Annotated in this window: 27 protein-coding genes, 1 tRNA gene and 1 other RNA gene; 7 read left to right on the top strand and 22 right to left on the bottom strand. The window is 52.3% G+C overall.

The genetic code is table 11. The features are described from left to right. Positions 1-8: 8 nt before the first annotated feature. Positions 9-86: transfer RNA gene (locus E3E29_RS10940), tRNA-Gly, on the top strand. 897 nt (positions 87-983) lie between these two features. Here E3E29_RS10940 and E3E29_RS10935 read toward each other — a convergent pair. The 7 genes from E3E29_RS10935 to E3E29_RS10910 all read right to left on the bottom strand — a co-directional run bounded on the left by E3E29_RS10935 (position 984) and on the right by E3E29_RS10910 (position 8,019). Then, complete coding sequence (locus tag E3E29_RS10935) at positions 984-1,817, bottom strand: DMT family transporter (RefSeq protein ID WP_167911036.1); 834 nt, start codon at positions 1,815-1,817, stop codon at positions 984-986. Positions 1,818-1,848: 31 nt separating this feature from the next. Next, positions 1,849-2,784, bottom strand: a complete 936-nt coding sequence (locus tag E3E29_RS10930; protein ID WP_342764723.1) for an ATP-binding protein — start codon at positions 2,782-2,784, stop codon at positions 1,849-1,851. Next, complete coding sequence (locus tag E3E29_RS12080) at positions 2,771-2,926, bottom strand: hypothetical protein (protein ID WP_342764722.1); 156 nt, start codon at positions 2,924-2,926, stop codon at positions 2,771-2,773. The genes E3E29_RS10930 and E3E29_RS12080 overlap by 14 nt, the downstream gene beginning before the upstream one ends. A gap of 100 nt (positions 2,927-3,026) precedes the next feature. Beyond that, positions 3,027-4,223: a glycine cleavage system aminomethyltransferase GcvT gene (gene gcvT, locus E3E29_RS10925; RefSeq protein ID WP_167911064.1), complete on the bottom strand. Its 1,197-nt coding sequence runs from the start codon at positions 4,221-4,223 to the stop codon at positions 3,027-3,029. 43 nt (positions 4,224-4,266) lie between these two features. Further along, entirely contained in the window at positions 4,267-5,472 is a 1,206-nt protein-coding gene (locus E3E29_RS10920; RefSeq protein WP_167911035.1) for an ABC transporter permease, read from the bottom strand. After that, positions 5,465-7,321 (bottom strand): COG1361 S-layer family protein, encoded by a 1,857-nt coding sequence (locus E3E29_RS10915; protein ID WP_167911034.1) that lies wholly within the window; start codon positions 7,319-7,321, stop codon positions 5,465-5,467. Before E3E29_RS10915 ends, E3E29_RS10920 begins: the two co-directional genes overlap by 8 nt. Then, a complete protein-coding gene (locus tag E3E29_RS10910; RefSeq protein ID WP_167911033.1) occupies positions 7,318-8,019 on the bottom strand; it encodes an ABC transporter ATP-binding protein in 702 nt (233 codons plus the stop codon). Before E3E29_RS10910 ends, E3E29_RS10915 begins: the two co-directional genes overlap by 4 nt. Positions 8,020-8,066: 47 nt before the next feature. Here E3E29_RS10910 and E3E29_RS10905 point away from each other — a divergent pair, with 47 nt between their 5' ends. Further along, complete coding sequence (locus E3E29_RS10905; RefSeq protein ID WP_167911032.1) at positions 8,067-8,906, top strand: universal stress protein; 840 nt, start codon at positions 8,067-8,069, stop codon at positions 8,904-8,906. Positions 8,907-9,001: 95 nt separating this feature from the next. On the opposite strand, the gene E3E29_RS10900 is transcribed toward E3E29_RS10905, so the two are convergent. Both E3E29_RS10900 and cutA read right to left on the bottom strand, forming a co-directional pair. Further along, positions 9,002-9,589: a DUF99 family protein gene (locus E3E29_RS10900; RefSeq protein WP_167911031.1), complete on the bottom strand. Its 588-nt coding sequence runs from the start codon at positions 9,587-9,589 to the stop codon at positions 9,002-9,004. Further along, on the bottom strand, positions 9,586-9,900 hold the full coding sequence (gene cutA, locus E3E29_RS10895) for a divalent-cation tolerance protein CutA (RefSeq protein ID WP_167911030.1): 315 nt from the start codon (positions 9,898-9,900) through the stop codon (positions 9,586-9,588). The genes E3E29_RS10900 and cutA overlap by 4 nt, the downstream gene beginning before the upstream one ends. A 68-nt stretch (positions 9,901-9,968) precedes the next feature. On the opposite strand from cutA, the gene E3E29_RS10890 reads away from it, so the two are divergent. Next, positions 9,969-10,250, top strand: a complete 282-nt coding sequence (locus tag E3E29_RS10890; protein WP_167911063.1) for an acylphosphatase — start codon at positions 9,969-9,971, stop codon at positions 10,248-10,250. On the opposite strand, the gene E3E29_RS10885 is transcribed toward E3E29_RS10890, so the two are convergent. After that, positions 10,240-10,833, bottom strand: a complete 594-nt coding sequence (locus tag E3E29_RS10885; RefSeq protein WP_167911029.1) for a regulator of amino acid metabolism, contains ACT domain protein — start codon at positions 10,831-10,833, stop codon at positions 10,240-10,242. The two genes, E3E29_RS10890 and E3E29_RS10885, sit on opposite strands and share 11 nt — an antisense overlap. Before the next feature lie 110 nt (positions 10,834-10,943). On the opposite strand from E3E29_RS10885, the gene priL reads away from it, so the two are divergent. From priL to E3E29_RS10870, 3 genes are read left to right on the top strand one after another with little or no spacing between them, the layout of a single operon-like run. Then, on the top strand, positions 10,944-12,170 hold the full coding sequence (gene priL / locus E3E29_RS10880) for a DNA primase large subunit PriL (RefSeq protein WP_167911028.1): 1,227 nt from the start codon (positions 10,944-10,946) through the stop codon (positions 12,168-12,170). Continuing rightward, the gene (gene priS, locus E3E29_RS10875) at positions 12,145-13,179 is read left to right on the top strand and encodes a DNA primase catalytic subunit PriS (protein ID WP_167911027.1); all 1,035 of its coding nucleotides are present in this window, start codon (positions 12,145-12,147) and stop codon (positions 13,177-13,179) included. The genes priL and priS overlap by 26 nt, the downstream gene beginning before the upstream one ends. Next, entirely contained in the window at positions 13,176-14,021 is an 846-nt protein-coding gene (locus E3E29_RS10870) for a DMT family transporter (RefSeq protein ID WP_167911026.1), read from the top strand. Before priS ends, E3E29_RS10870 begins: the two co-directional genes overlap by 4 nt. A 1-nt stretch (position 14,022) precedes the next feature. Here the strand turns inward: E3E29_RS10870 and rnpB are convergent. From rnpB to E3E29_RS10850, 4 genes are all read right to left on the bottom strand, one after another. After that, an RNA gene (rnpB, locus tag E3E29_RS10865) (RNase P RNA component) lies at positions 14,023-14,345 on the bottom strand. A gap of 39 nt (positions 14,346-14,384) precedes the next feature. Next, the gene (locus E3E29_RS10860; RefSeq protein ID WP_167911025.1) at positions 14,385-16,052 is read right to left on the bottom strand and encodes a hypothetical protein; all 1,668 of its coding nucleotides are present in this window, start codon (positions 16,050-16,052) and stop codon (positions 14,385-14,387) included. An 89-nt stretch (positions 16,053-16,141) separates the two neighbouring features. Beyond that, positions 16,142-16,423 (bottom strand): hypothetical protein, encoded by a 282-nt coding sequence (locus tag E3E29_RS10855; RefSeq protein WP_240922863.1) that lies wholly within the window; start codon positions 16,421-16,423, stop codon positions 16,142-16,144. Continuing rightward, positions 16,423-16,830: a DUF61 family protein gene (locus E3E29_RS10850; protein WP_167911024.1), complete on the bottom strand. Its 408-nt coding sequence runs from the start codon at positions 16,828-16,830 to the stop codon at positions 16,423-16,425. The genes E3E29_RS10855 and E3E29_RS10850 overlap by 1 nt, the downstream gene beginning before the upstream one ends. Before the next feature lie 215 nt (positions 16,831-17,045). Here E3E29_RS10850 and glnA point away from each other — a divergent pair, with 215 nt between their 5' ends. Further along, positions 17,046-18,374 (top strand): type I glutamate--ammonia ligase, encoded by a 1,329-nt coding sequence (gene glnA / locus E3E29_RS10845; protein WP_167911023.1) that lies wholly within the window; start codon positions 17,046-17,048, stop codon positions 18,372-18,374. On the opposite strand, the gene E3E29_RS10840 is transcribed toward glnA, so the two are convergent. From E3E29_RS10840 to E3E29_RS10805, 8 genes are all read right to left on the bottom strand, one after another. Continuing rightward, on the bottom strand, positions 18,371-19,228 hold the full coding sequence (locus tag E3E29_RS10840) for an EamA family transporter (RefSeq protein ID WP_167911022.1): 858 nt from the start codon (positions 19,226-19,228) through the stop codon (positions 18,371-18,373). The genes glnA and E3E29_RS10840 overlap by 4 nt on opposite strands. A gap of 9 nt (positions 19,229-19,237) precedes the next feature. Further along, positions 19,238-20,002: an NAD+ synthase gene (locus E3E29_RS10835; protein WP_167911021.1), complete on the bottom strand. Its 765-nt coding sequence runs from the start codon at positions 20,000-20,002 to the stop codon at positions 19,238-19,240. A gap of 4 nt (positions 20,003-20,006) precedes the next feature. Continuing rightward, positions 20,007-20,471 (bottom strand): hypothetical protein, encoded by a 465-nt coding sequence (locus tag E3E29_RS10830; protein ID WP_167911020.1) that lies wholly within the window; start codon positions 20,469-20,471, stop codon positions 20,007-20,009. A 27-nt stretch (positions 20,472-20,498) separates the two neighbouring features. After that, positions 20,499-21,506 (bottom strand): ABC transporter ATP-binding protein, encoded by a 1,008-nt coding sequence (locus E3E29_RS10825; RefSeq protein WP_167911019.1) that lies wholly within the window; start codon positions 21,504-21,506, stop codon positions 20,499-20,501. A gap of 10 nt (positions 21,507-21,516) precedes the next feature. Continuing rightward, positions 21,517-22,479 carry an ABC transporter ATP-binding protein gene (locus E3E29_RS10820; protein ID WP_167911018.1) on the bottom strand — a complete coding sequence of 321 codons (963 nt, stop codon included), beginning with the start codon at positions 22,477-22,479 and terminating at the stop codon, positions 21,517-21,519. A gap of 10 nt (positions 22,480-22,489) precedes the next feature. Beyond that, positions 22,490-24,034, bottom strand: a complete 1,545-nt coding sequence (locus tag E3E29_RS10815; RefSeq protein WP_167911017.1) for an ABC transporter permease — start codon at positions 24,032-24,034, stop codon at positions 22,490-22,492. 10 nt (positions 24,035-24,044) lie between these two features. Then, complete coding sequence (locus E3E29_RS10810) at positions 24,045-25,085, bottom strand: ABC transporter permease (protein ID WP_342764721.1); 1,041 nt, start codon at positions 25,083-25,085, stop codon at positions 24,045-24,047. A gap of 150 nt (positions 25,086-25,235) precedes the next feature. After that, positions 25,236-25,855: CGP-CTERM sorting domain-containing protein (locus E3E29_RS10805; RefSeq protein ID WP_167911016.1), on the bottom strand; the 620-nt coding region annotated here is incomplete at its 5' end.

Genomic DNA, 25,855 nt, shown 5'->3' with positions numbered 1-25,855 from the left:
CTCTCAGCGCGGTGGTAGTCTAGCCTGGTCTAGGACACCGGCCTTCCAAGCCGGTAACCCGGGTTCGAATCCCGGCCACCGCACCATAACAAACTTCGCCTGCGCGACGTTGAAGCGAAGTTTCAACGCACGGGACGATAGTCCCATTGAGTTTGATCAAGGCTCGTGGTTCCTTCTAAAATTTGCCCTTTTATGAGGATTTTCACGTACACAAGCCAAAAGTAAATGAATTCCATCAATTCCAGATTGTTGACAAGAGTTTTCCTCACTTTGACGCCTTCGGGCGTCTATTAAAAACAAACTCACAGATAACAAGCACACACTAAAATTTAAATTCACGGCTAGAAAGCAAGTTTCTAAAGAAAATCTCCTAAAAACAGCACTTTTGACAAGAACCACAAGCTTTGATGAAACTTTGCAAGGCAAAGTTTCAGCGCCGCTTTCACTGTTGTTCAAGCGTCCTTAACGGATGGCGGGAAAATAACGTGCTTTTTTGAGAATCCTGTTCTTAAGGGGCTTCTATTCAACTTGCAGTCTTATAGTGTTTCACACTCAAAGGCACCCTCAGGGTGCCGGTAAAAGTGAAACCAATTAAACGACTTGAATTAAATGTCAACCCCTCTTTCAATGAAGCCCTGATTGCCGCACGCTTGTTTTTTCTGCCACTTCAATGGGAAAACTCCACTTTGATGAAACCTTGCTTGCAAAGTTTCAGCGCTGGCGGAATGTTTTAATCGTTTTAACCAGCCTGCTTGAAGAGTGAATGTGTTTATTATACTGCAATCACCCTACGAGATTCACGACTAAAATCTCAGGACTTAAGGGTTTACTCACGGTACAACCCTCTCCGGGCGTTAAAAGAAAAGCAAACCCGCAATATCCTGTCAATTTTATGGTGAAATTCCCGCTTATTATCGGTCAAGTTGCTGAGACATTCAAGCTTCCCAAAAGCTTCAGAGCCGCTTCCATTACCGTTCAAGTCCTCATCGGTTTTCACGCCCAATGATTATCCCCACGACTATCATAACCAGCCCCAGAACGGTCGACGGGGCTATCGTCTCTCCCACAACGACCGAGATAAAGAATAGGCTCAAAAATGGAACAAGGTAGGCAAGGTTCGAGGCGAAGGCCATGTCGCTCTCAACGGCGCGGTACCAGAGGAGGAACGTGACGCCCATCTCGAAGAGGCCGACGTAGACGGCACCGGCGAGGTCCTTAACCGGGGGAACGATAAACCCGCCCGAGATCAGGAGAACCGCCGATACGTAGACGAACCCGAAGAGGAAGTTCCAGAACATCTTTTCAACGAGCGGCCTTCTGTCCCTAAGGTTAAGGAGCCAGTAGGCGGACCATATCACGGCGCTCCCGAGGCCGAGGGCCACACCGAGGGGGTCGGAGAAGCTCATACCCGTCAGGTTTCCCCTGGTGGCCACCACAATGGCACCGAGGAATCCTGTGAGGAGGCCCAATATCGTCCTTGCCCCAGGCTTCCTCCCGAGGAGGGGGATTGAGAGGAGGACGAGCATTATGGGCCAGGTGTAGTTGAGCGCCTGCGCCTCCTGCGCGGGAAGCCTGTCGTAGGCCGAAAAGAGAACCGTGTAGTAGAGGAGGGGGTTTATCAAGCCTAGGTAAGCCGAGCGGAGGTTCTCTTTTCTGAGAGAGAACTCCCAAGAGTACAGAACCCCAAACAGGATGAGTGAGGTTAGGGAAGCGTAGAAGAGGAGCTGGGGAGGGGTGAGGTAGCGCAGCGAGAGCTTGAAGGCGGAGGCGACCGTTGACCACAGGAGTACCGCACTGACGGCGTGCTTTTTGGACATGAAAAAAATAGAAGCGGGGGAGATAAAAAGATTATCGCTCCCTGAGAACGCGTTCGATTACTGGATCGACGAGTCTATATCTCTTTTCCCCGGAGCTGAAGTCTTCCTCAATCCAGCTCATCTTCTCAAGGTTGCGGAGGAGGTTTGCGAGCCTCGAATTAGGAACCCGCATGCCCCCGGACAGGAGATAGTCTCTTATGAGGTTCCACCTATTGAAGCCTTGGGCGATGGCTTTGAGAATCACGGGGTACCGGGGGCTTCTCTTCTCAAGTTCCCCCAACTCCCCTCTGACAAAGCCCCGGGCAGTTTTCAGGACATTTTCAATGGCTTTATCAAAATCACCTGTCCTCAAGTAGCTCCTTCCAAACTCCACTAGCCAGCCTGGTATACCATCAATGTATTCAACGGCACGTGCAATGATTTCATCAGGAATCACAATTCCAGCCTCAAAAAAGCCCCGTCTGAGAAACTCAATCGAAAGCTCCCTGGAAAAAGGCTTGAGGATTATTTCCTCGCAACTCCGCCCGTACAGGGGGCTCTCGTAATCTTCCAGAGCCAGAAAATCATGCAAGAGACCGACTTCCGAGCCGGCCAGTACAAAGCGGATGTTTTCGAGATTGTCATAGGCATACGCAAGGAAGGCCAGGAACTCTCGTCCACCTCTGGCACCGTAGAAGCGGAGGTACTGTGCCTCGTCTATTCCTACGAGGGTTCCCACCTCGTTGAGACCGGCGAGGACTTCTGAGAGGGAGGCATCATCTTCAAGAGTAAACGTTAGACCAGATACGGAGATACCTTTAACCTTTTTGAGAACTCTGGAAAGGTGCTCCCTCGCAGGGCCCCTCAAGGAATTCAGCGATTTTTCAAATTCCCTCTTCAAAGATTCTACAGTTATCCACCCGCCGGAGTCGAAGTACATCTTTCTGGCATCTATGTAGATGCCGTTCTCAACTTCATTCAGGGCCACCCTCAGGAGAGAGCTTTTGCCGACTCTTCTGAGCCCTAAAAGAAAGGATTAACGGTTCTTTGGAGTCTACAAGGGCGTTTATCTCCCTCTCCCTATCGAACAGCTCCTTCCTATTTTTCTTAGGTCTCGGGTCAAACAGCATAAGTAATGCCCCCGTTACTAAGTAACGCCCCCATTACCTATAAGCCTTCCGGAGGGAAAATATACGAAAAAGATGGAGAGGATAAAGAAAAAGGGAAAACTCACCCCTCCCTGAAGGCGCCGTACTTCTTCGGGTCGTAGAAGGGCGGAGCAACCGTTATTGCCTTCTTGAGCTTGCCCCGTATCTCGACCTCTATCTCAACGCCCGGCTTAGCATATTCGGGCTTGACGAAGGCTATTCCAATGCCTATTCCAAGGAGCGGTGAGAGGGTTCCGCTGGTGACCTCTCCGATGAACTTCCCGTCGGCGTAGACCTTGTAGCCCTCCCTCGGAATGCCCTTGTCGACCATCTTGAAGTGCACCATCTTGCTGGGCAGTCCGCGCTCCCTCTGCTTGAGGAGGGCGTCTTTGCCTACGAACTCCTTGTCCCAGAAGAGGGCGAAGTCGAGGTTGGCCTGGAGGGGGGTAACCTCATCGATGTCGGTGCTGAGGAGCTGCTTCTCCGTGGTCTCGTTTCCATAGAGGGTGTAGCCTGCCTCCATCCTGAGCGTGTCCCTGGCGCCGAGTCCGGCCGGCTTTATGCCGTACTTCTCTCCGGCCTCGAGGATGGTCTCCCAGACGTGAAGGGCCTTCTCCGGCTTTCCGCGCTTGCTCTCGTCCGGGTGGTAGGGGTTCGCGTCCTCGAAGTAGACTTCCCAGCCGTTCTCGCCGGTGTAGCCGCTCCTCGAGAGGAGCATCTTTATGCCGTCGAGCTCGACCTCCTTGGCCTGGAACCACCAGAGGTCGTTGATGTCGATTCCGAAGAGCTCCTTCGCGAGGTCTCTCGCCTTCGGCCCCTGGATTGAGAACATGACGGTGTCGTAGGTCTTGTTCTCTATTTCAAGGTCGAGGTCGCCGAACTTCTCTATTCCACATTTTATCGCGTTGAACCAGGCCTCGAGCTTCTCGAAGGCGTCGCTGTCGCAGACCATCATGTAGGTGTCGTTGCCCATGTTGAAGACGAGGGTCTCGTCCTTCACCGCTCCCCTTTCGTTGAGGACAAGCGTGTAGGTTCCGCTTATCGCGGGCGGCTTGCTTATGTCGTTAGTGGTGACGTACTGGAGGAACTCCAAAGCGTCCTTACCGCGGAATATGAACTCTCCCATGTGGGAGACGTCGAATATTCCGACGCCGTTCCTGACGGCGAGGTGCTCCTCCTTTATGCTGGAGTACCATATGGGCATCTCCCAGCCGGCGAACTCCTCAACCTTCTTCGCGTGCTCCTTATGCCAGTCGAATATGTGAACCCTCTTGACCATTGACATCACCGATGAAACTCCGACCTGAGCGTTATAACCCTTTTCACTCAAAGTTCCTTATGGCCTCAGCCGGTTTTAGCCCGGCAGCCTTCTTTGCTGGGTAGATGCTCGCAAGAATGCCCACTATAAAAGTTACACCAAAAGCAACAACAACCACATGGAGGTTAATAACGGGATTTGGGAGTCCAGGGGTCCACGTCCTTAGAACATCAACAACCAACCACGCCAGTCCAATTCCAAAGAGAAAGCCTATAATCCCGCCAATAAACGTCATTATCAGGCCCTCAAGGAGTATCATTTCAAGCACAAAACTTTTCTTTGCACCAAGTGCTCTGTATGTCCCTATTTCCCTCGTACGTTCCATAACTGATGTGAGGAGAGTGTTTATGACACCTAAGGCACCAACAAACAGAGCAATGCTTCCTATCCCAAGGAGGAGGTTGCTTAGTAATTCCTCAATCTGAAAGACGGCCTTAATCCCCTGTCTCTCGGTTACTACCGTGGCACTTGGCACTATCCTCTGAAGGCGGCCTTTAACATAAGCCACGAAGTTGACGTCATCCACCCAAACTTCCACAAAGCTTATCTTCCCCGGTTCGTTGTACATTTCCTGCAACGTACCGAGTGGAACGAAGACGCTAGTGTCCATGAAGCCCCCGATGAGGTTTTGGCCACTCTCCTGAAAGTTTCCTGCCACCTTAAACTCCCAGGGCTTGCCTTGGGCATCGTATATCTTAATCGTCTGACCTGGTAGTATGGAGGTTCCGAACTCATTTCTTCCATTTGCCAGAGAATAGCCAAGGAGGGCTTTTGCACGTGACCCCTGCGGTATGAACTGCCCCCTCTCAAGGGGGGGTCCCGTGAAGCCAAAGAACTTCTGCGCGTCGCGTGGAATTATTCCCATAGCCGTTACGGGGATTTGCCTTCCCATGTATTCCATAACGGTGAACTTTACGAGAATGGGGTTGATAGCCTTTACGTGGCTTACCTGGGATATATCATGGACAATGCTCTGATTAAAAGTTTCAGTTCCTATAGTCCAGATGGAGGCACCCAGCCCCGGCATTACTATGATGATGTTACTCGTGCTCTGCATCGTCTTTGAAATTGAAATTTGAAAGCCCTCACCTATGCCCATAAGGGCAGTTATTGAGGATATCGCTATGATTATCCCAAGCATTGTAAAGAAAGTCCTGGTCTTTCTCCTGTGGAGGTTTCTGAAAGAGATCTTGAGGAGTTCGCTATCCACGCCTCAACCTCCACATTATGATGATAGCCCCCAGTCCAACGATGAGTCCACCAACGTAGTACACGAGTTCTGTGCCCTTAGAGAGGTTTTCAGGTATCTGGAGGATTACAGTCTGGTTAAAACTTGTAAATCTCCCGTTTACAGTCATGTATGTAACTTCAACGACCACAGGGTACATTCCAGCGGTTACCGTCCTGTTGAGAACCATGAAATTGACACTGTCGTAGTCCATTGATTCAACGCTACCAACGTATCGCTCTCCGAGGGGGAAGAGGCTTAGCTTGGGAGAAGTAACGGACACGGTAACTCCCCTGGCGGGCCCCTTCCCATCGTTCGCTATGTCTATTTCAAAGTTGTACTTTCCATTACTGATCCAAACGTTGCCAACATATGCATTCAACTTTGCCCTTCCCTCAACTTGGACCCCAAAGGTCGCCTGCTCATTGTACGAGACACTGTTTTCATCGTCATAATCTATCACAGTGTAAATAGGGTATATCCCACTCGAAGCATCCCCGACGGCAAAATCCAGTGTGCCAGTTTCTTCACCCCCAGCGGGGATGCTCTCAAAGTAAAGCGAGCTCTGGCGAGTGATGGGATAAATATAGCCCTCTGCGTCCTTCTGAGTTTGCCCAACCGGGAAGAGGGAATACTCTTGGCCTCCAGTGCTCGGTTTAGTTGTGAGCAGGTGAATCCTGACGTGGTAGGCGGGAGCATTGCCCGTATTCTTCACAGTCACCCGGACTTTAAACGTGGATTCAGGTTCGACAGGAGTAGGGCTAATCGAGAAGTTCTCGACGGTTATCTCTGGTCGTATAACTTCCCTGACCGGAACACCTACCTGAAGTTCCTCCGTTTTTAGGATACCATTCTCATCACTATACTGCAACTGTATGAAAACTGGGTAGACATCGGGCTTGAGTGCCTCGGAGGAGATGAGTCTAAAGCTAAACGTTCTCTCGTCCCCCGGTTGAAGAAAGCCAGCATATTGGACGGGAGGCCAACGGTAAGAAGCGAAGGGTGTCTCCTCCTGGAAAGAGGGAAGAGATATCGTAGGTAAAAGAGTTTTCTGAAGTTTTTCCTGCGTTTGGATAATTGAATTCGAATACAAGTACACCTTAACGTAACGGGCGGGTGAAGTGCCTATGTTTTTGACCGTTATGTTGAACCAGAAGATACCGCCAACTTCAACGGGAGAGAAGTTAACATTCTGAACTACTACAAGAGTGCCCTTAACTACAGAATAAGTGAGATACCTCGGTGAGATAACCTTCATAAGTGCACTGGAGTTCGTGACGTTGTAGACTGTGATTTCAAGGCCATGCCAGACGTGAGTTCCCCTTCCAAAGTAGTCATAGTCCACGGAGCCGTTCTGATAGTACCTAACGAAAACAGAGCCTCCCCTAAAGCCCTCAACGGATAGGCTGATTGGACCATAAGTGACCGTGGTGTTCTTGTAAGCGGGCCCATAGAACAGAGTCTGGGGCTTTGAATAAACCGAGATAAACGCCCGGGGATTATCAGATAAAACATCCTTGATGTACCCTACGAAAATCTCGATGTCCCCCCAGTGGTAAGAATCCCCTTTAGAAAGGGAAACGGTAGTAGTGTTAAAATTAGCGTTGTTCTTTATCTTTATAATAACTGAGGGAGGCCAGTTGCTAGGGCCATACTGAAAGTCAACCACTGTTATTGTGTAGTTGCCGAGTACAAGGGAATCCCCCTTGTTTAAGTAACCCTTGAAGACCTTAAGGTAATGTCCAGAGGCTTCTCCTTCCGCGTAAGAAGGTATGATAATCAGTGAGAAGATCATCAAGCATACCGTAATCAGAGCAGGAATTTGTCTCATATTTCTTCCACCCCGTAGAGCTTCCCATCCTTTATCCTTAAAATCCTATCTGTCTTTTTGGCGACTTCCATGTCATGGGTAACCACAATAAACGTAGTGCCGTTTTCCCGGTTGAGTTTTTTCATCAGGTTTACAATCTCCTCGGAGGCAACGGTATCCAAGTTCCCAGTAGGTTCATCAGCCAGGACTATACTCGGATTATTGGCCAGGGCCCTCGCTATTGCAACACGCTGCTGCTGCCCACCGCTCATCTCGTTGGGTTTGTGATCTGCCATTTCGGGTATGCCAACCATCTCAAGGAGGTTCTTTGCTCTCTCCCGCCTCTCTTTCGGCCTAACACCAGCCAGCACCATCGGAAGTTCAACGTTCTCGATGGCCGTTAAAATTGGAACAAGATTGTAATACTGAAAAACAAATCCTATCTTTAGGAGGCGCATGCTGGAAAGAGCATTGTCATCAAGGCCAACGACCGGTTTTCCATCGATGTATAGAGTGCCGGAATCCGGAACATCAAGGAGACCAAGGATGTTCAGCAGGGTCGTTTTTCCGCTTCCACTGGGGCCTATTATCGAGATGAACTCCCCCCTACGAACCTCCAAGCTGGCACCTCGAAGGGCGGGAACCTGTATCCCCTTTCCAAGTGTGTAGGTCTTATAGAGAGCATCTGCTTTTATGACCAGTTCATCATGCAACTTCATCAAAATGTCTAAATATCATTAAAGCTTTAATATTTTTGGGTGGTCCCATGTTTGAGAAAATTCTATACCCAACGGATTTTTCGGATGTTTCCCTCAAGTCCCTGAGGGAGTGCCTGCCCGCGTTCTGGGAACTTGGTGCTAGGGAACTTCACCTCCTCCACGTAGTCGACATCACCATGACGGAGTTTGAGGCCTTCAGCCTCCAGGAGGGGTACCGCGAGAGAATGGAGGAGCTCCGGAAAGAGCTGGAGGAGAAGGGCATCACCGCGACAACAGAGGTGAGGATAGGCATCCCCTCGCTTGAGATAGCCGAGTACGCTAACGAGAAGGGGATTGGGCTCATAGTCACTCCCAGCGTGGGGGAGAACATCTGGAGGAGGATGTTAGTTGGGAACACGGCCTCCAACCTAGCGCGGACAACGAAAAAGCCGGTGCTGATCCTCAAGTACGTTGGCGAGGAGGGGAACTACCGGCCGACCTTTGGGAACTGCTCGGAGTTGTTCAAAAAGCCCCTCATAGCGCTGGACTTCTCAAAGTGCTCACTGAAGATAGTGGAGACCGCTAAAAGGTTCGAGGATGCAATGGAAGGGTTGATACTGCTCCACTCCGTCGACTACGGTGGCATTGACGAAATAGAGCACAACATGGAGATTGCCAAGAAAAACCTCGAAAAGACGGGGAAGGCGTTTTCGGTGCCGCTGGAGACAGAGGTCATGGTGGGGACCGCGAGCCAGGCCATAATAGGGACAACAATAGCGAAGAGGGCCACGCTTATAGTCATCGGAAAGAAGGGGCGGAGCTTCATCAAAGACCTCGTCCTCGGAAGCACCGCGGAGAGGGTTATGAGGGACTCAAAACTGCCCGTGCTACTCGTCCCGTGCGATTGAGAGACCTCAGACTGGAACGGCTTCCACATCAAGTTCGGTAGCTACCCTGTTGCCATCATCGGTCGTTCTTCCTATTTTCAAGCCATCTTATAAACCTACTCCCTCGTGCTCTCGCCAGTCATTACCGCGCTCGCTATCATGTGGGCCAAACGGAGGGGTTCTGGCGTCAAACCCGTTCTCGTGGTCACCCGGATGATCTCCGCGGCGGTCTCCGCTGGAACTCCCGCCGCCTGAAAGTAGAGCTTTTCTGGAATGAGTTCAACAATGGGAGGAGCCTTCTCCAGCAGGGATATTCTCTCCTCCGCATCCGGGAAGTGTTTTCTCAGGGCGCCCTCCATTGCCCCAAGGTCAGGCTTCTTCCTCACGACGACAATGACCGGAAGCCCCGTTTCCCGATGGAGCCTCTCAACCTCCACCACACTGAAACCGGCATAGGTTATGCCCTTGAGCAGTATGACCCTCAGATCCTTGAAGCGGGAGGAGTTAACGGCATCTATCATCGCGTCGGTTGCGTCGCTTCCATCAACCGTTATCCAGCGCGATAGCACTCCCACAACCTCTTCCGAGCCCTTCATGACGACTCCTATCAGGATGGTTTTATCTCTGCGGAGTTTGGAAGAGAAGGAGAAAGTCCCGTCGTCGAACCCCACGACCCTTATCTGGGGCTTTACCTTGCGTATCATCCAAAGAGCACCCTCGCCATCCACTCAGAGTACTCTCTGTTGAGCTTGTCGAGGTCTATCCTCGATATCATGGGGGTCTCATATGGGTGCAGTTCAAGGAGAGCGTTTCTGAGATCCTTCCACTTACTGACCTCAGTCTTGAAGAAAACGCCCACCTCCTTCTCCTCTTTTATCTCGTCCTCCCACCAGTAGAGGGCCTCGTGCTCGCGCATGTTGGCACAGACAGCGAGCTTTCGCTCTAGGATTTCCCTTGCAATTTTTTTGGCACTCTCCCAGTCCGGGAAGGTCGTGTAAACAAGTACCGCCTCCATACCCTCACCGTTGATTGTTAGCAGGCAAAGCTTAAATTCATTGCGGAAGTAGAACACAAGGGATGAACATGGACGAGGGGAGGATACGAGCACACCTGAGGATATATGGGCGAGTTCAGGGCGTGGGGTTCAGGTGGAGCATGCAGAGGGAGGCAAAGAAGCTCGGTGTCCACGGGTGGGTGAGGAACCTGCCCGACGGAACGGTCGAGGCTGTCATCGAGGGAGAACCCGAGAGGGTGGAGGCGCTCATAGGCTGGGCACAGCAGGGACCTTCGATGGCCAGGGTGACGAGGGTAGAGATAAGGTGGGAAGAACCAGAGGGTATAACAGGGTTCAGGGTCACCGGCTAGAGCGGATCCTCTCAAGAAGCGCCCGGCGCGGGCAGTACTTTACTTCACAGTAGTTGCACACGTACTTTTCTTTGTCCTTCTCCGGTGTGCGGAGTATCAGTTTCTTAAAGCCGCCTATCTCCTTTATCTTAACGAAGGCCTCTACCGGCAGGGTTCCATCTATTACAATGTAGAGCTTGGTAGGCTCCTCCAGGAGGTTTCTGCTGAAGACCTCCGTCACCCCAACTCCGTGCTTTCCAAGGAGGTCAAGCACGCCAGAGAAAGCCTCCAGGTAGTGATCCTTGTCAAGCTCTATCTCAAGAACCTCCCACCCCATCAGTGGCGCGACGTCAATCAGGCCAGGAAGAGGATTCAGGTTCTCGAATATGAGCTTTAGAGCGTAGGTTTTCTCGATGTAGTCTATCGTGTGGTAAACTATCTTTCTGTTAACTCCTATAACACGGGCCAGTTCGCTTATTGGAACCTCCACGTTCTTGAGGTAGATCTTCCCATCCTTAACGCGGAGACCGTTCTCAAAGAGGAACTCGGCCACCTTTTTTCTCGCGGGATAGTTCTTGAAGTAGTCCTCCAAGATTAGCATCATCTTTGTTCACCTCTTACCCACATATGTGTAGAAATGGATATTTAAGCTTTTCCCCAGGAACCCGAAAGGGTTTTATCGGTGGAGGAAGACCCTCTATGGGTGCAAACCAGATGTTAGACCCCTTCGGCAGGAAGGCCAGGGAGAGCCTCAAAGATTTTGGCAACATGGGTGAGTTTCTGGCCAGGATTCCAACCTACCTCACGATTGAAGACGCACTCTCCCGTGTTTCATGGGAAGAAGAACCCCCCAAAGAACTTATTGAAATGGACGACTGGAAGGATATTCTATCATTCTACGCCCTCCTCGGGGCCCTTGCTTTTGCACCCTACGGATTTGAGATGGAACTGGTAAAGGAGAAGAACCTAGCCATCTACTTAAGGAGGATAGAGAACTCAAAGGGCCTCGAAGAACTTTCAATCCACGTCCGCAGGATTTCAGAGGAGGAAATCCCAAAGAGGGACAGGCACATCCTCGAAAGACTCGGTTACAGCGAGCTGGCGGAGGATGAAAGAAGGAAGCTCCGCGTTGAGCACAAGATGTGGCTGCGGCACTTTCTTCCACTATGGAACTGGAGCCTCAAGGAAGTGTACATCAGGAACGGCTGGGCATACCTTCGGAGGGAAGACCTCATCAAGCTGTGGGAGAGGGCCTTTGAGGATAACATCGATAGGGCGGCGGGAAAACTGTATGAAATAAGGGACGAGCTCCCGGAGTTTTACAAGGAGCTGTACGAAAAACTTAGTGAGCTGGCGAGGGAGAAGTTTAAGGAGAGGATAGAGAAGATGGGCTCCGTTGGGGCCCAGCCCCTTCGTTTTGACCTCTTCCCGCCATGCGTAAAGAGGGCCATGGAGGGAGTGGGCAGTGGCATGAGGAACTATGCCATAACAGTTCTCCTCACCAGCTTCATCAGCTACGCGCGCCTGTGCCCCAATCCTCCTAGGAGGGACGTTAGGATAAAGGACTGCGTCAACGACCTCAGCGTCGTGGAGAAAGAGATCCTTCCCGTAATAATAGAAGCGGGGAACCGCTGCAAGCCGCCCCTGTTCGAGGACCAGCCCAACGAGGTCAAGAACATCTGGTATCACCTCGGCTTTGGCTTCACGGACAGGCCCACCATAGAGGACAGCGGGAACACGCCGTGGTACTTCCCCCCTAACTGCGATAAGATAAGGGCCAACGCCCCGGAGCTCTGTAAACCTGACAAGTACTGCAGGGGCGTAAAGAACCCCCTGACATATTACATTAGAAGGCTGAGGGCCGAGAGAGGAGAAGAAAGGGGAGAACCAGAGAACGGAGCAGGAGGCGAGACGGATGCTGTTCAGGGAAGCGACTCCTGAGGAGCGGAAGCGTTACTACACGAAGGAATGGAGCGCAAAAAAACTGCCGGAGTTCCTGGTCGAGACACTCCCCAACAGGGAGTTCGGCTTCGACCACACGGGCGATGGTCCCAGCGACAGGAAGAACGCGTTTGAGGATGTCAGGGACCTTGAGGACTACGTCAAGGCCACTGCACCCTACGCAGCCTTCTCAAGCGTTGCCCTCTACGAGAACCCCAGGGAGATGAGCGGATGGCTGGGAGCGGAGCTTGTCTTTGACATAGACGCAAAGGATCTCCCCCTTAGGAGGTGTCAGAACCTTCATCCAGCCGGCCAGGTGTGTCCTATCTGCCTTGAGGACGCAAAGGAGCTCGCCAGAGATACGCTCATCGTTCTGAGGGAGGACTTCGGGTTTGATGAAATTCACGTCATCTACTCAGGCAGGGGATACCATATAAGGGTTCTCGACGACTGGGCCCTCGACCTGGACTCCAAGGCCAGGGAAAAGGTTCTGGCGTACATCAGCGCCGCAGAAGAGGTGACCTTTGACGACGTCCAGAGCAGAAGGATAATGCTTTCAAGTGGATACTTCAGGGTCTTCCGCCTCAGATTCGGATACTTCATAGAGAGGATAACCGCCAACCACCTTCTGAACGCGGGGCTTGGAAAGTCCCAGGCAGAGAAGATTGTAGAGAAAAGGGATGAGGTGTACTCCGGGTTCGTGAGGGAGGCGCTTCTAACGGCGTTCCCTAAGGGTGTAGGTTACAGAAGCATACTGAAGCTTTTTGCTCTCTCCAGCACGTTTTCAAAGGCATATTTTGACGGCAAGGTGACGATAGACGTGAAAAGAATCCTCCGCGTTCCTTCCAGTCTCCATTCGAAGGCAGGTTTTATCACAACTTACATTGGAGATGATGAGAGGAAACTGGAAAAATTCAACCCATTTGAGGACGCCGTTCCAGCCTTCAGGCGCAGGGAGGTCACGGAGGCGTACGAGGAATGGAAAGAAGAGTATGGGGATGAAGTGTGAACGGGAAGGCAAAGATAGCGGTTTCTATATTGATATGGGGAAGTGTGGGCATCTTTGCCAGGTTTTCAGGACTTTCCGGCCTTGGAGTTGCGTTTGCCAGAGTCTCGCTGGGCTCTATCCTTCTGGCCGTTACAATCGGTCTGCTGGAGAGGGAAAAGTTTTCAGGTCTTCCAGTACTCATTAAGACTAACTGGAGGCCCCTCCTAACCCTCGGTGCCTCCCTCGCCCTAAACTGGGCTTTTCTGTTTACAGCCTTCAACTACACGACCATAGCGAACGCCGTCCTTGTGTATTACACCGCCCCCGTTATAGCGACCCTTATTTCATGGCGCTTCCTTGGAGAGGAAATGAGCGCTGGAAGGTGGGGACTGATAGGTATGGCTTTCATGGGGGTCATCTTGATAATGAGCGGCCAGAGGCTGAACCTTAGCAACAGGGACTTTCTCGGGATAGTCCTCGCACTCATCGCGGCCTTCTTCTACGCCCTCATCCCGAACTTTGGCAGGTTCCTCAGGGACGTCGACGGGAAGGTTCTGACGTTCCTCCAGCTGGCTGTGGCTTCCTTCGTCCTTGTACCCGTTGTGCTCGTCAGGGGCACCGGAACGCCAGTCTGGTGGGCGGTTCTCGTCCTCGTGCTGGTTCACACAGTCCTGGCCCTGTTCCTGTACATGGACGGCCTGAAAGAGGTTGAAGTGAACGAGGCCGCCCTGCTGAGCTACCTCGACCCCATGAGCGCCGTCATCTATGCTTTCTTTGTCTTTGGGGAAGTGCCAGAGGTTAGAACCGCAGTAGGTGGGGCGCTTATACTGCTCGCCTCCGCGCTCGACGTCCTGAGAAAGTAAGGCGAGGGGGCCATAGCCCGCCTTCTGTATGGAGAGGGGCATTCGACTGAGCGGCCTACCACGGGGCTCGCACCGGGAACTCATAGCCCCTCCCTCGGCCTTGCACCCCGCGGGACGGCCGTTTCACCGCATCCTCCGGGATCGTCTGCGGGTTAGCTCGGAACCCGTCGCCGGGTCCTTCGCGCGCTTCATCCACATCCCCCGGAGGCCGTGTCGTTTCTGCGCCGTTGCCCGGCCTCTCGGCCGGTGCCTTGCGGCACCGCGGTCCCGGTGCGGTGGGCGGAACTTCCTCGGGAGTACCCCGAGAGCCCCCGACCCCCTCGCCTGAAGGGAGTTTAGAACAAGAGGGATAAAAAGCTTTGGTCACTCCTTTTTCTTCTTCGTCTTTGCAACGGGTCTTCTCCTGAACCTCCGTGGGAGCTCACGATTTTCGATGAACTTCGGGAGCTTTGGCCTCTTGAATCTGCCGAGCGGAGAGCGGCGTTTGGGTTTTGGCTTTGTCCTGGGTTTCCTAGCCCGCTCCCATGGACTCACATATCCTTCTTCCTCGCGGGAGCCCATGGCGAAGGCAATGGCAATCACCAAGATGATTACCACGACCACACCTACCAACCAGAGCACTCCTCCACCTTCCGCTCCCCCTGGAGGGGACGAGCTTGATGTGTTCTGGGGTGTGGACGAGGTACTCTGCCTCTGAACCGGCGGAACCTTGATGCTACCCCTCCATGAGCCAAAGTCAGTCCCTTCCTCCCCCCTGAGGGCCAGACCATACGTCACGTTACTGTCGGGGGAGACAAAGAAGGGGAGCTCCTTTTTGATTCCACCTGGTTGGAGTTGAAGGTTCATGGAGTCCGCGTACGCCAGGGTACCGTTAATGGAGACATTGTAATATAAGATTGCGTCGAGTTGAACGGGGTTCGGATTGTTTATCACAAGGAGAAGCGTAAGTTTGCTTCCGTTAAGTCTTGTTGAGACGTTGGAGAGCGAAGGGTAAGCCAGGACACGGTAGGAGAGTTCTGAAGAACCCAGGACAACCCCATCGTAGGAGATAGAGGCGTTTACTTCCAGTTTTCCTGAAACGTTGGTCGGGAGGTTGAGCTGGATGTTCTCTGTTCCGGGGGAAATCTCAACCGGGAACTGTCTTTCCGAAATTGAACTGTCATTCGAGAAAACAAGGTAACTGACGTTAACTGGCAATTTCCTTTCCGATACAACCGTCAGGTAGGCCCTAAGAGATTCTCCAGCTAGGACTGTTTTGGATGAGATGGATGAGTTAAAGAGCTCTACACCGCGAGAGACTTCGAACTCCCTGCGAAGGGTCTGCCTAGAAGTCATAGACGAAACGACAACTTCCAGTTCGTAATCTCCAGGTGTCCAGTTCCAGCCTACGGGAACGTTGAAGGTAAGGGTCTCCTGTCCTGGTCCGAAGATGCTTGATGCGGATCTTGAGAATACCGTTCCAGAAGAACCTCTAACACTGAGGTTCAAAATGGCTTTAGTCGGATAGGCACCTATGTTCTCCAAAGTAATAGTCGCCCTCAGGATCTCCCCGTTGAATGGGTTTACAGATTCAGGTCTACCAGCAACGTGGACATCAAAACTGCGGATTACAATGGGGTTGAGGGTTATCCTCACCGGCAGCCGGAGGTAGAGCGTCTTTATAGCCCCCTCAGGAGTCATTCCACGGAACTTCAAAAGAAGAGTGTAGTTACCGGGGGGTGCATCCGGAGAAACCGTGAGGCTAAAGGGAAAAGACTGGGACTCTCCGGAGTTCAAGCTTTTGAAGAGGAAATACCCCGCGGTGAAGTTGATGGAAACGTTGCCCTCCACAGTGTAGCCCAGGTATACAAGCGGGCTGAAATTCTGGGGGAGGGGGTTAATCACCGTGATGTTGCCGCTCAGACTTTCACCAGGGAGAACAACGATGGAGTTGGGAGTTGAGAGTGAATCCCCAGAATCGGCGTAGGTAGGAGTAGCACAAACAGTGAGAAGGACAAGGAGAAGGGCAACCATCGGGAGTCCACGACGCATTTCCACACCACCGCATCAATTTTAAACCGAATGGATAAAGGCGCGAAAACTTAAAAAACTTTCGAGCTGAATCGGGGAAATTCAAGGGACTAAATAGCCAGATAGAGCAAGTAAAGACCAATGACCACCATAGTGACTGAACCAAGGAATCCCACCCGGTAAAGAACATTGGGGTGAAACTGGGGATAAACGATAGCATGGATTATGAGGAGCAGGACACCGTAGAGCAGTGAGAAAACTCCCAGCGATAGGAGGATGGGCAGGTGAAGGACGAACAGCACACCCAGTACGGCCCCGGCGAAGACCGAGACCTGCGGAAGGGTGAAGAGATAGTAATCTCTCAGGATCCTTGTCTCCTCTTTCATGTCCATCACTCCGCAATGAAAGCATAGGTCGTTGTGGTGGGAAGGGCCCTTCTAACGCGCGGGAGCAGGTATCGGGGGTAAAGGAACTCGTTCCTCTCGTTCAGCGGGTCGTAAGTTCCCAGTAGAATGTCCATGACCTTGACCTCCACCTTTCCCCTGACACGGAAGTACCCCCTGTTCAGAGTGCTTATCTCAAGGATTATTGGAAGCATGAGTCTCCCGGCTTCTCCCTCATCCAGGATGGACGAAATATATTCCAGCTCCGATTTCCTAAAGTGGTGTGAGCTCCCATCCCTCAGCTTGATGGAAGGGTCCTCCTCTTTTAAGAGTTCCGAAAGGGGCACCCTTCTCTTAGGCAGGTGAAGGTTCACCCTGGCTATCTCCCTGTTGAGCAGATCCTCAGCGGTTGGCATGGGTTACAATAAGCGCCTCTCGGAAAAAACTTTGTTAGACATTTAAATGTAAATTATAGGAAAGTCAATTGAAAATATAGACATTTTATAGTTTAAAACTGTTCAAGGCCTTCCCTCGTCATTCTGACAAACGAACAAGCAAAAACCTTAAATTTAATATATTGTTCATGATATAGTGTTAATACTGAATAAACATGCATGGGGATGATGAAAAAATGAACGTCGCTAAAACGGACTCCCCGGCCATCGGAATCGGGAGGAAACCAAAGTTCATTCAGCTGGTTTTCGTTGACATAAACGGGTCCCTCAAGGGGATGGAAGTCCCAATCGAGCGCTACGAGGAGGCAGTCGAAGACGGAATCCCATTCGATGGTTCCTCCATTCCAGGCTTCCAGGGAATAGAGGACAGCGACCTCATTTTCAAAGCGGACCCGGCGACATATGCAGAGGTCCCATGGGATGGTATAGCGAGGGTATACGGCTATGTTTACAGGGAGAACGAACCTTATCCAGCTGACCCAAGAGGAGTTCTGAGGAGGGTAACTGAAGCCCTGGAGAAGGAGGGTTTCAAAGCCTATGTCGGGCCAGAACCCGAGTTCTACCTCTTCAAAAAGAATGGGACGTGGGAGCTTCACCTTCCGGATGCAGGTGGCTACTTTGACCTAGTGAGCCTGGACAGGGCGAGGGAGCTCCGCCGGGAGGTCGCCCTCTACATGCCGGCCTTCGGCCTCACCCCGGAGGTTCTCCACCACGAGGTCGGCAAAGGACAGCACGAAATAGACTTCCGCTACGATGAAGCGCTCAGAACCGCGGACAACATAGTGAGCTTCAAGTACATGGTCAAAGCCGTGGCTGAGGTGCACGGGTATCACGCCACTTTCATGCCGAAGCCTATCTACGGCTTCCCTGGTAACGGGATGCATCTTCACATCAGCCTCTGGGAGGGCGATGAGAACGTCTTCGTCGGAGAGGACGGGCTCAGTGAGACAGCCCTTCACTTCATCGGCGGAATCCTAAGGCACGCAAGGGCTCTTGCAGCCCTGACCAACCCAACGGTGAACAGTTACAAGCGTCTGGTTCCGGGTTACGAGGCCCCCGTTTACATCAGCTGGGGCTACCGCAACAGGAGCGCCCTCATCCGCGTTCCCGCGTTCAAGGGCAAGGGTGCCAGGATAGAGTACCGCTGTCCTGACCCAAGTGCCAACCCATATCTGGCCTTCGCGGCGGTGCTCATGGCGGGGCTGGACGGAGTAAAGAAGAAAACAGAGCCAGAGGGATACGCAGAAACTAACGTCTACGAAATGAGCGAAGCGGAGAGGGGAAGGCTTGGCATAGAAACGCTACCTGAGAGCCTCAAAGAGGCACTCGAAGCCGTGAAGAAAGATGACGTCATCAGAAAAGCGCTTGGAGATGCGTACAGGAACTTCGTAGAGTACAAAGGGGAGGAGTGGGAGTCCTACACGGAATACCTCAAATCCGAGGGCCTGCCGGAGGGCACAAAGAAGGTAACGGAGTGGGAGCTGGAGAGGTATTTCTACGTTTAGTGGACCTCTTTTACTTCTTCTCCCTTCGCATGGACGAGTATCGATGCCCCGATTATCAGCGAACCCCCAACCAGCTGGATGGGAGTCAGTTTCTGGCCAAAGAGAAGGAACGCTAGGACTATTGCAACGACAGGCTCAACCGTCGCCACTATACTAGCCCTGCTGACCTCAACCTCCCTGAGCGCGTGGTTGTAGAGCACGTAGCCAAGGAAGGTTGGGAAGAACGCCAGCCCAAGGAGGTATGGAATTGCCCCCTCTGGAACGGAGAACTTTGAGAAGGGGGCGAGGAAGATTAGGCCGAAGAGCAGGGTCATGAAGAGGACCCTCTCAGGGCTCTCTTTTTTAACTCCAAACTTCGCCAAAACTCCATAGAGGGCGTACGTGAAGCCGGTTGTTATACCTGTAACTACCGCCAGCGGGTTCACACCAAAATCCACGTTGCCGGCCACGAGAAGAACCCCGAGGAGAACAAGGACAAGCGCGGCAACCTTCTCCCAAGTGAGCGGCTCCCCAAACACCAGCTTGCCAAGGATTACGGAGAAAGCCGGAGCTGTGTAGACGAGGAGAACCGCAAAGCCTACGGAGGAAATCTTCACAGTGTAGAAGTAGAGGGTGTAGAAGGCGAAGACCCCAACGAGACCATAAACCGCGTAGAACCAGAGCCTTTCCCGTGTGAACGGGTTCTCCCGGAGGAAAACGACAATGTAGCTCCCAAGGATTATCAGTGCAAAGAGAACGCGCCAGAATACCATCGTGAACGAATCAACCCCGTAGGAGTATATGTACTCGGCAAAGATTCCGAGGGTTCCCCAGAATGATGCCGCCAGAAATACAAAAAAATAGCCCTTCTTCATTGGCTCACCTCAGAATGCCGGGCCGAACGGGAGGCGCCTCTTGTGTTCACTCCTCCTCACCAGGTTCTCGACGTATTCAACCCTTTCAACGCTTATTCCAAGCTCTTCCGCAATTTTATCCTTCGGCATCTTGAGGTCAACTAGCCGCCAGAGTACCTCGTCGAGGAGGCGGTAGCTTATACCTAGCTCGTCCTCATCTGTCTGACCTTCCCAGAGGCCAGCGGTTGGCTTCTTCTGGATTATCCTCTCAGGAACGCCGAGAAGCTTCGCCACCTCCCAGACCTCCGTCTTGTAGAGGTTTATGAGCGGCGCGTAGTCGCTCGCTCCATCACCCCACTTTGTGAAATAACCCGTTAGGAACTCGCTTCTGTTGCTTGTTCCAAGGACGAGACGGTTGAGCTGGTTGGCGTGGGCATAGAGGAGTATCATCCTCGTCCTCGCCATTACGTTGCCGAGGGAGCGGTTGTCCGGCTGAAAGCCAAGCTGGGAGGCAAAGGTATCCACCATAGGCCGGATGTTTATGACTTTGTGCTCTATCCCAAGGCTCTCACAGACGAGCTTAGCGTCCTCAACGTCATGGGTCTCATAGTACGGCATGATTAGACCGAGGACCTTCTCCTTGCCGAGGACATTAGTTGCAAGGTAGGCAACAGTGGCACTGTCTATCCCGCCGCTTATACCTATAACAACACCTTCAGCTTCTGCTTTTTCCACATTTTCCCTGATGAAAGCGGTTAGGGTCTCCATAACGACGTTGTAATCCAGCTTCCTCATATTATCACCTTCTTCTCGAATTGAGGTGGATGTACCCAACAAACACGAGAACGGTTCCCACCAACATAAAGATGAAGGCAGGTATTGCAAGGAGAGAGTAGGGGTACTTCCAAGCCCTGGCCCTGTACGTGTAGCTTACGTTTCCAGAGAGGACTTCGAGGGAGGGACGGTCTTTCGGGTTGAGAGTCACATTGGACGTTATGTTCATTGAACGGGTAGGTGAGCCAGCCTCACCAACGATGATGGATGCGTTTGATGACGTCAAAACAAGGGTGCGGTTGTAGCCAAGGTAGCCGTTCTCGAACGAATTATTTCCAAGGGTGTAGTTTCCAGGCCCCAGCGTTCCGGAGTTCTCGTACTCAACTGGAACCTTGTGAAGGCCCACGATAGACATGAGCAGGGCGACAACGAGGAAGATGAGACCAACGCTTATCGGCTTGTATGAAAGGGGGGTTTTTCGGTGCACCATTGGAACCACCAAAAAGAATAGAAAAGGTCAGAACTTGCCAACCAGATGGCACTCAGCCCAGTGGTTGTGCTCGTATTCAATGAGCTTGGGCTGTTCCACGTCGCAGAGACCCTTCTGGGCGTAGATGCACCTCGGGTGGAAGCGGCATCCCGGTGGAATGTTGACTGCGCTCGGAACCTCACCCTTGATCGGGAGTTCCTTGATGATGTTCCTCCTCTCTGGCTTCGGTTCCGGAACCGCCGCCAGCAGCGCCCTGGTGTACGGGTGGAGCGGGTTGTCAATGACGCGCTTAGCTGGTCCAATCTCGACTATTCTTCCGAGATACATGACAGCCATCCAGTCGGCGAAGTACCTGGCCGTTGACATGTCGTGGGTGATGTAGAGGTAGGTGACCCCCATCTTATCCTTGAGTTCCTTCATGAGCTCGAGAACCTCTGCACGGATTGAAACGTCGAGCATCGAGACAGGCTCGTCTGCGACGATGAAGGTAGGGTTGAGGATCAGGGCACGGGCGATGGCAACACGCTGCCTCTGACCACCGGAGAGCATGTGCGGGAATCTGCCAACGTACTCCTCGGGCGGGGTGATCTTAACCATTTCAAGTGCCTTGTAGATGAGCTCTTCACGCTCAGCCCTGGTTTCGCCTATGCCGTGTATTAAGAGTGGCTCCTCGAGAATGTCGAATATCCTGAAGCGCGGGTTGAGTGAAGCGAACGGGTCTTGGAATATCATCTGGACCTTCCTTCTGTAGGCGAGTATCTCCTCCCTTGTGGTGATGTTCGTAACGTCCTCTCCCTCGAGGTATATCCTACCGTCTGTCGGTTCGAGGAGCTTAACGATAAGCCTTCCCGTTGTTGACTTACCGCAACCGCTCTCACCAACGAGGGCGAATACCTGCTGCTTTCCAACCTCGAAGCTGACCCCGTCAACGGCATGAACGAAGCGCTGCGGTTCTCCGTGGAGGGAAGCCAGGAGCCCTCTTTTGAGCGGGAAGTACTTTTTGAGGTTTTCAACTTTGAGCACCGGCTCGGCCATTTTTCACACCTCACAGCAGCCAGCATGCGGCGTAGTGATCTTTATCAATCTCCTTCAGTTCGGGTTCCTGCTCTCTGCATATGTCCATGGCGTAGGAGCACCTTGGATTGAAGCGACATCCCTTCGGCGGATTGATGAGGTTGGGCGGCTGTCCTGGGATGAACTCCAGCTTTTCAACGTCCTCATAAAGTCTCGGTATAGCGGCGAGGAGCTTTTGGGTGTACGGGTGAGCGGGCTCGTAGTAGACCTTCTCGCTGTCTCCGTACTCGACTATCTTACCTGCGTACATGATGGCTATCTTATCGCTGATCTCGGACAGGATGCTGAGGTCGTGGGTGATGAACATCATGGAGAGGCCGAGCTCCTTTTTGAGCTTCTTCATGAGGTTTATGATCTGGGCCTGGACTATAACGTCAAGGGCAGTCGTCGGCTCATCGGCGATTACTACGCTGGGCTCCATGAGGAGGGCCATGGCTATAACAACACGCTGCTTCATACCACCGGAGAGCTCGTGTGGGTAGCGGTAGACGATCTCAGGGTCGAGACCAACGAGCTCAAGGTACTTCTGGGCCCTGTCAAGGGCCTCCTCCTTGGTAATCCCCTCCTTGTGATACATGATGGGCTCTATCATCTGGTACCCTATTGTGTAAACGGGGTTAAGAGCGTTCATGGCTCCCTGGAAGATCATGGCTATCTTTTCCCAGCGAACCTCCTTTCTCAGGACGTCGTCCGGAAGACCGACGATCTCCCTGCCGTCAACCTTAATGCTTCCGTCGACTATCTTTCCGGGTGGGGTCGGCATACCCATGAGGGTAAAACCAAGGGAGGACTTACCGCACCCGCTCTCGCCGGCAAGTCCAAGGACTTCACCCTTCTTGATGTCAAAGGAGACGTTGTCCACGGCCTTTACAATGCCCCTGTTGGTGAAGTAGTACATCTTCAGGTTCCTAACCTCAAGCACGTTAGTTGTCATTCATATCACCTCACGAGCGCTTAAGCCTCGGGTTGAGCACAGTGTCAAGCGACACACCTATCAGGACGAAGACGAGACCGACGAAGGCTATTGCCAGACCGGGCGGTATGATCTGCCACCAGTAGCCGTTCATTGTAGCACCGTTCTGGTTCGCCGCGTTGAGCATCTGCCCCCAAGTAATCATGTTCTGGCTCGTGAGTCCGAGGAAGCTCAGACCCGCCTCGGAGAGAATTGCTCCCGGAACGCTCAAGGCGATGCTTGCGAAGGCGTACGGAAGGAGCTGCGGGACAATGTGCTTGAAGATAACCCTACCAGTGCTCGCTCCAAGAGCCCTGGCGGCTTCAATGTACGTCTGCTCCTTGATCTGAAGTGCCATACTCCTGGCCACCTTGGTGGTACCCATCCATCCAAAGATAACCAAGATTATGACCAGCTGCGTGAGGTCTATCCTGCCTCCAAGGTAGAGGGATAGCAAGATGAGCATCGGGAGCACCGGAAGTGTCATCATAAACTCCGTGAACCTCTGTATTGCCTCGTCAGCCCAGCCTCCGAGGTAAGCACTCGCAACTCCTATGAATATCCCAATGAGGACGGAGGCTATTGAGACGGCCAGACCTATTGCCAAGGCCACCCTGGTTCCCCAAAGGAGACCGAGGGCAATGGGCCTTCCGTACTGATCGGTTCCGAGAAGACCGTAGGCCCTTCCAACGATGGCTATCTTAAAGTCTGAGAAGTCAACGTTAACCTCCTTCGGAGCAGTTATCGTGATCCTCACTTTATAGTTGCCCTTGAGCGGTTCCGGGTTGTTGACAACGTCATTGAACGAGCGTGGGTTGCCCGCGTTGTCAGTTATCCTTCCAAAGACAATCTGCATCCTTCTGTCCGCACTCAGGGCAGCCACAAGCTTGGAAGCCTGAGGGTTGGTCATTATGAGAAACTGCATGCTGTTCGGGTTGACCATCTGGGGTGGCATGTTGAGCTTGAGAACTCCGTTCTCATAGAGCCAGTAGAGCAGGTAGTTGAGGGTGTTCTGAAGGCCCGCTATCTGAATCTGGCTTCCGGATGGGAACTGAACTCCATCAATGAGCAGGAGGGTATTGTTTTTAACACCTTTCTCAGGAGGCCTAATTATCTGAACCTTTACCACGGGGTTGTCCTTCGGAAGAGAGGCGTTGGATTTCAGGTTCAGTAAGACTATATCCACTGGAGGAAGCTGATAGTTCATGTTGTAGTCAACGGTTATGGTGTAGACATTATAGCCGTCCTTTGAGCTCTTTACAACATGGTACTGGCCAGGCTTAAACTGAACGGCGGATGCCATGCTTTCGTGGGTGAAGTAGTTCTCCCAGACAGGTGGTGCGTTCTTTGGGTTAACCAGCCACGCGGTTCCACCTGGTTGCCACTCCTGAGGCACGTTGGGGTTGGTGATTATCGGGGCTGCCAGGGCTATAACTATAAGGAAGAGCAGAGAGATTATTCCCAGCATTCCTGACTTCTGGTGCTTGTAATCGCTCCAGAACCTTTTAACACTGTCTTTAAAGTCTACCCATCTCATCTACACCACCTCATGACCTTGCAGCGGCTCCAATCCTTACTCTCGGATCGAGGTACGCGTAGAGTATGTCCGCTAGGACCATCGAGAACACCGTCAGTATTGCGAACATGTAGTTAAGCGCCATCATGGTCTTAACGGCGTCGGCCTGGAGTGCCTGCCAGTATAGACGGCCCATTCCCGGCCAGTTGAAGACGATCTCTGTAATAATTGCACCGCTGAGGGAACCTATGAGTCCGAAGATGACCATGGTGATGATAGGCGGTGCCGCTGCCTTGAGAGCATGGCCGTAGATGACCTTCCTCTCCGGGACACCCTTTGCCCTCGCGACCATGATGAAGTCCTCCTGCATGGTGCCTATCATGATGTTCCTGGTCGTCCATGCCCAGCCTCCAAAGAGGTTTATGACTATTGTTAATACCGGGAGCGACATCTTCTCAAGGAGTTGCTTGGTGTTGGCAGTAAACACTTGGGAGTACAGCGTTATTGGCAGCCATCCCAGGTAGACGACGAAGAACAGGATCATGAGCATTCCCAGCCACCACATTGGGAGACTGGTTGTCAGCATGGCCAGGATGGAGATTGTCCTGTCCAGTATGCTTCCGGGCTGCTGTGCACTCTTGACACCAAGGGCGATACCTATGAGGATAACGAGTATCTCAGCCGTCGTGAAGAGGAGTATTGTTCTGAGAAGGGCAGTCCATATTTGCTCCCTGACGTCACGGGTACCAAAGACCCTCGGGATTGATTTTCCCCAACGGAATGTGAAGGTATTGACTGTATAGTCCCACGCCCTACGCCAGTAAGGTTTGTCAAGTCCATAATCGTGCATGTAGATTGCCCTCTGCTTTTCAAGGAGTTCCTTCGTTGGTTCCTGGTGGTGTGTTTTGGCGTACGATTGTGCAAACGCCTGGATCTGATCCTGAACTTGTCCAGTAAGTTGCTCGTCCGCCAGCTTCGTGAAGAGCGCGGACATGAGGAGTACGGCCAAAAACAGGATTATAATCGCGTTCACTGTTCTGTACACAACGTACCTTCCAAAGCTCATTCCCATTAGTATCCCCTCCGCGTTTCGCTGGAAGTGAAGTCGACTTTTACATAAAAGTTAAAGTTTAAATAGTTTTCCCCAAAAAAGCGCACATGTACACATCAGAACAGAAATGAAGGTACTTGGCTTCAAATCGAAAAAAGAAGGGAAAGGGTTTCACTTCCTCCTCTTGAGGAGGAGGGGTATGATGGCGAGGCCGACGATGGCCGCCGGACCGCAAATGCTCGTTCCCTTCTTGCTGCTGCTGGTTGTGGTGGCAGACGGCTGTGAGCTGGTGGTAGGTGCGGTGGTCGTGGTGGTGGCAGACGGCTGTGAGCTGGTGGTTGAGCTTGTAGTGCTGCTTGAGCTGGTGGTTGAGCTTGTAGTGCTGCTTGAGCTGGTGGTAGTGGCAGCGTGGGCTGGGGCAACGGACCTAGTGGCTAGGAAGCTTCCAAGGCCTCCAATCGGGTCGGGCATCTGAACTTTGACGAGGTTCTTGTTCACCAGGTAGAAGTTCCAGGTTTCAGCAGTGTAGACACGCGGTGAGTTGAGGATGTGCGTGCCGTAAGCGAGCTTGTAGAGGTCCCAGAACTGGTTGAGGTTGCTAATGCTTATGGTAACATTGTTCGGCCCAGTCCACTTGTTGTACGGGAGAAGCATGGCCAAATCGTAACCGGTCCAATCCATGAGTGGCTGGAGCTTAGCGGGAGTGTTGTAGTACTTGAGGCCGAGCTCCTGGATGAACTTGTTAACGTCGCCGTTGCTTACAGCGTTAACGAGGTCGGCAACCGTCTTCG

This window comes from Thermococcus sp. Bubb.Bath, from assembly GCF_012027595.1.
Taxonomy (GTDB): Archaea; Methanobacteriota_B; Thermococci; order Thermococcales; family Thermococcaceae; genus Thermococcus.
The sequence above is the reverse complement of the archived record's forward strand: the minus strand, read 5'-3'. Positions and strand labels throughout refer to the sequence as shown.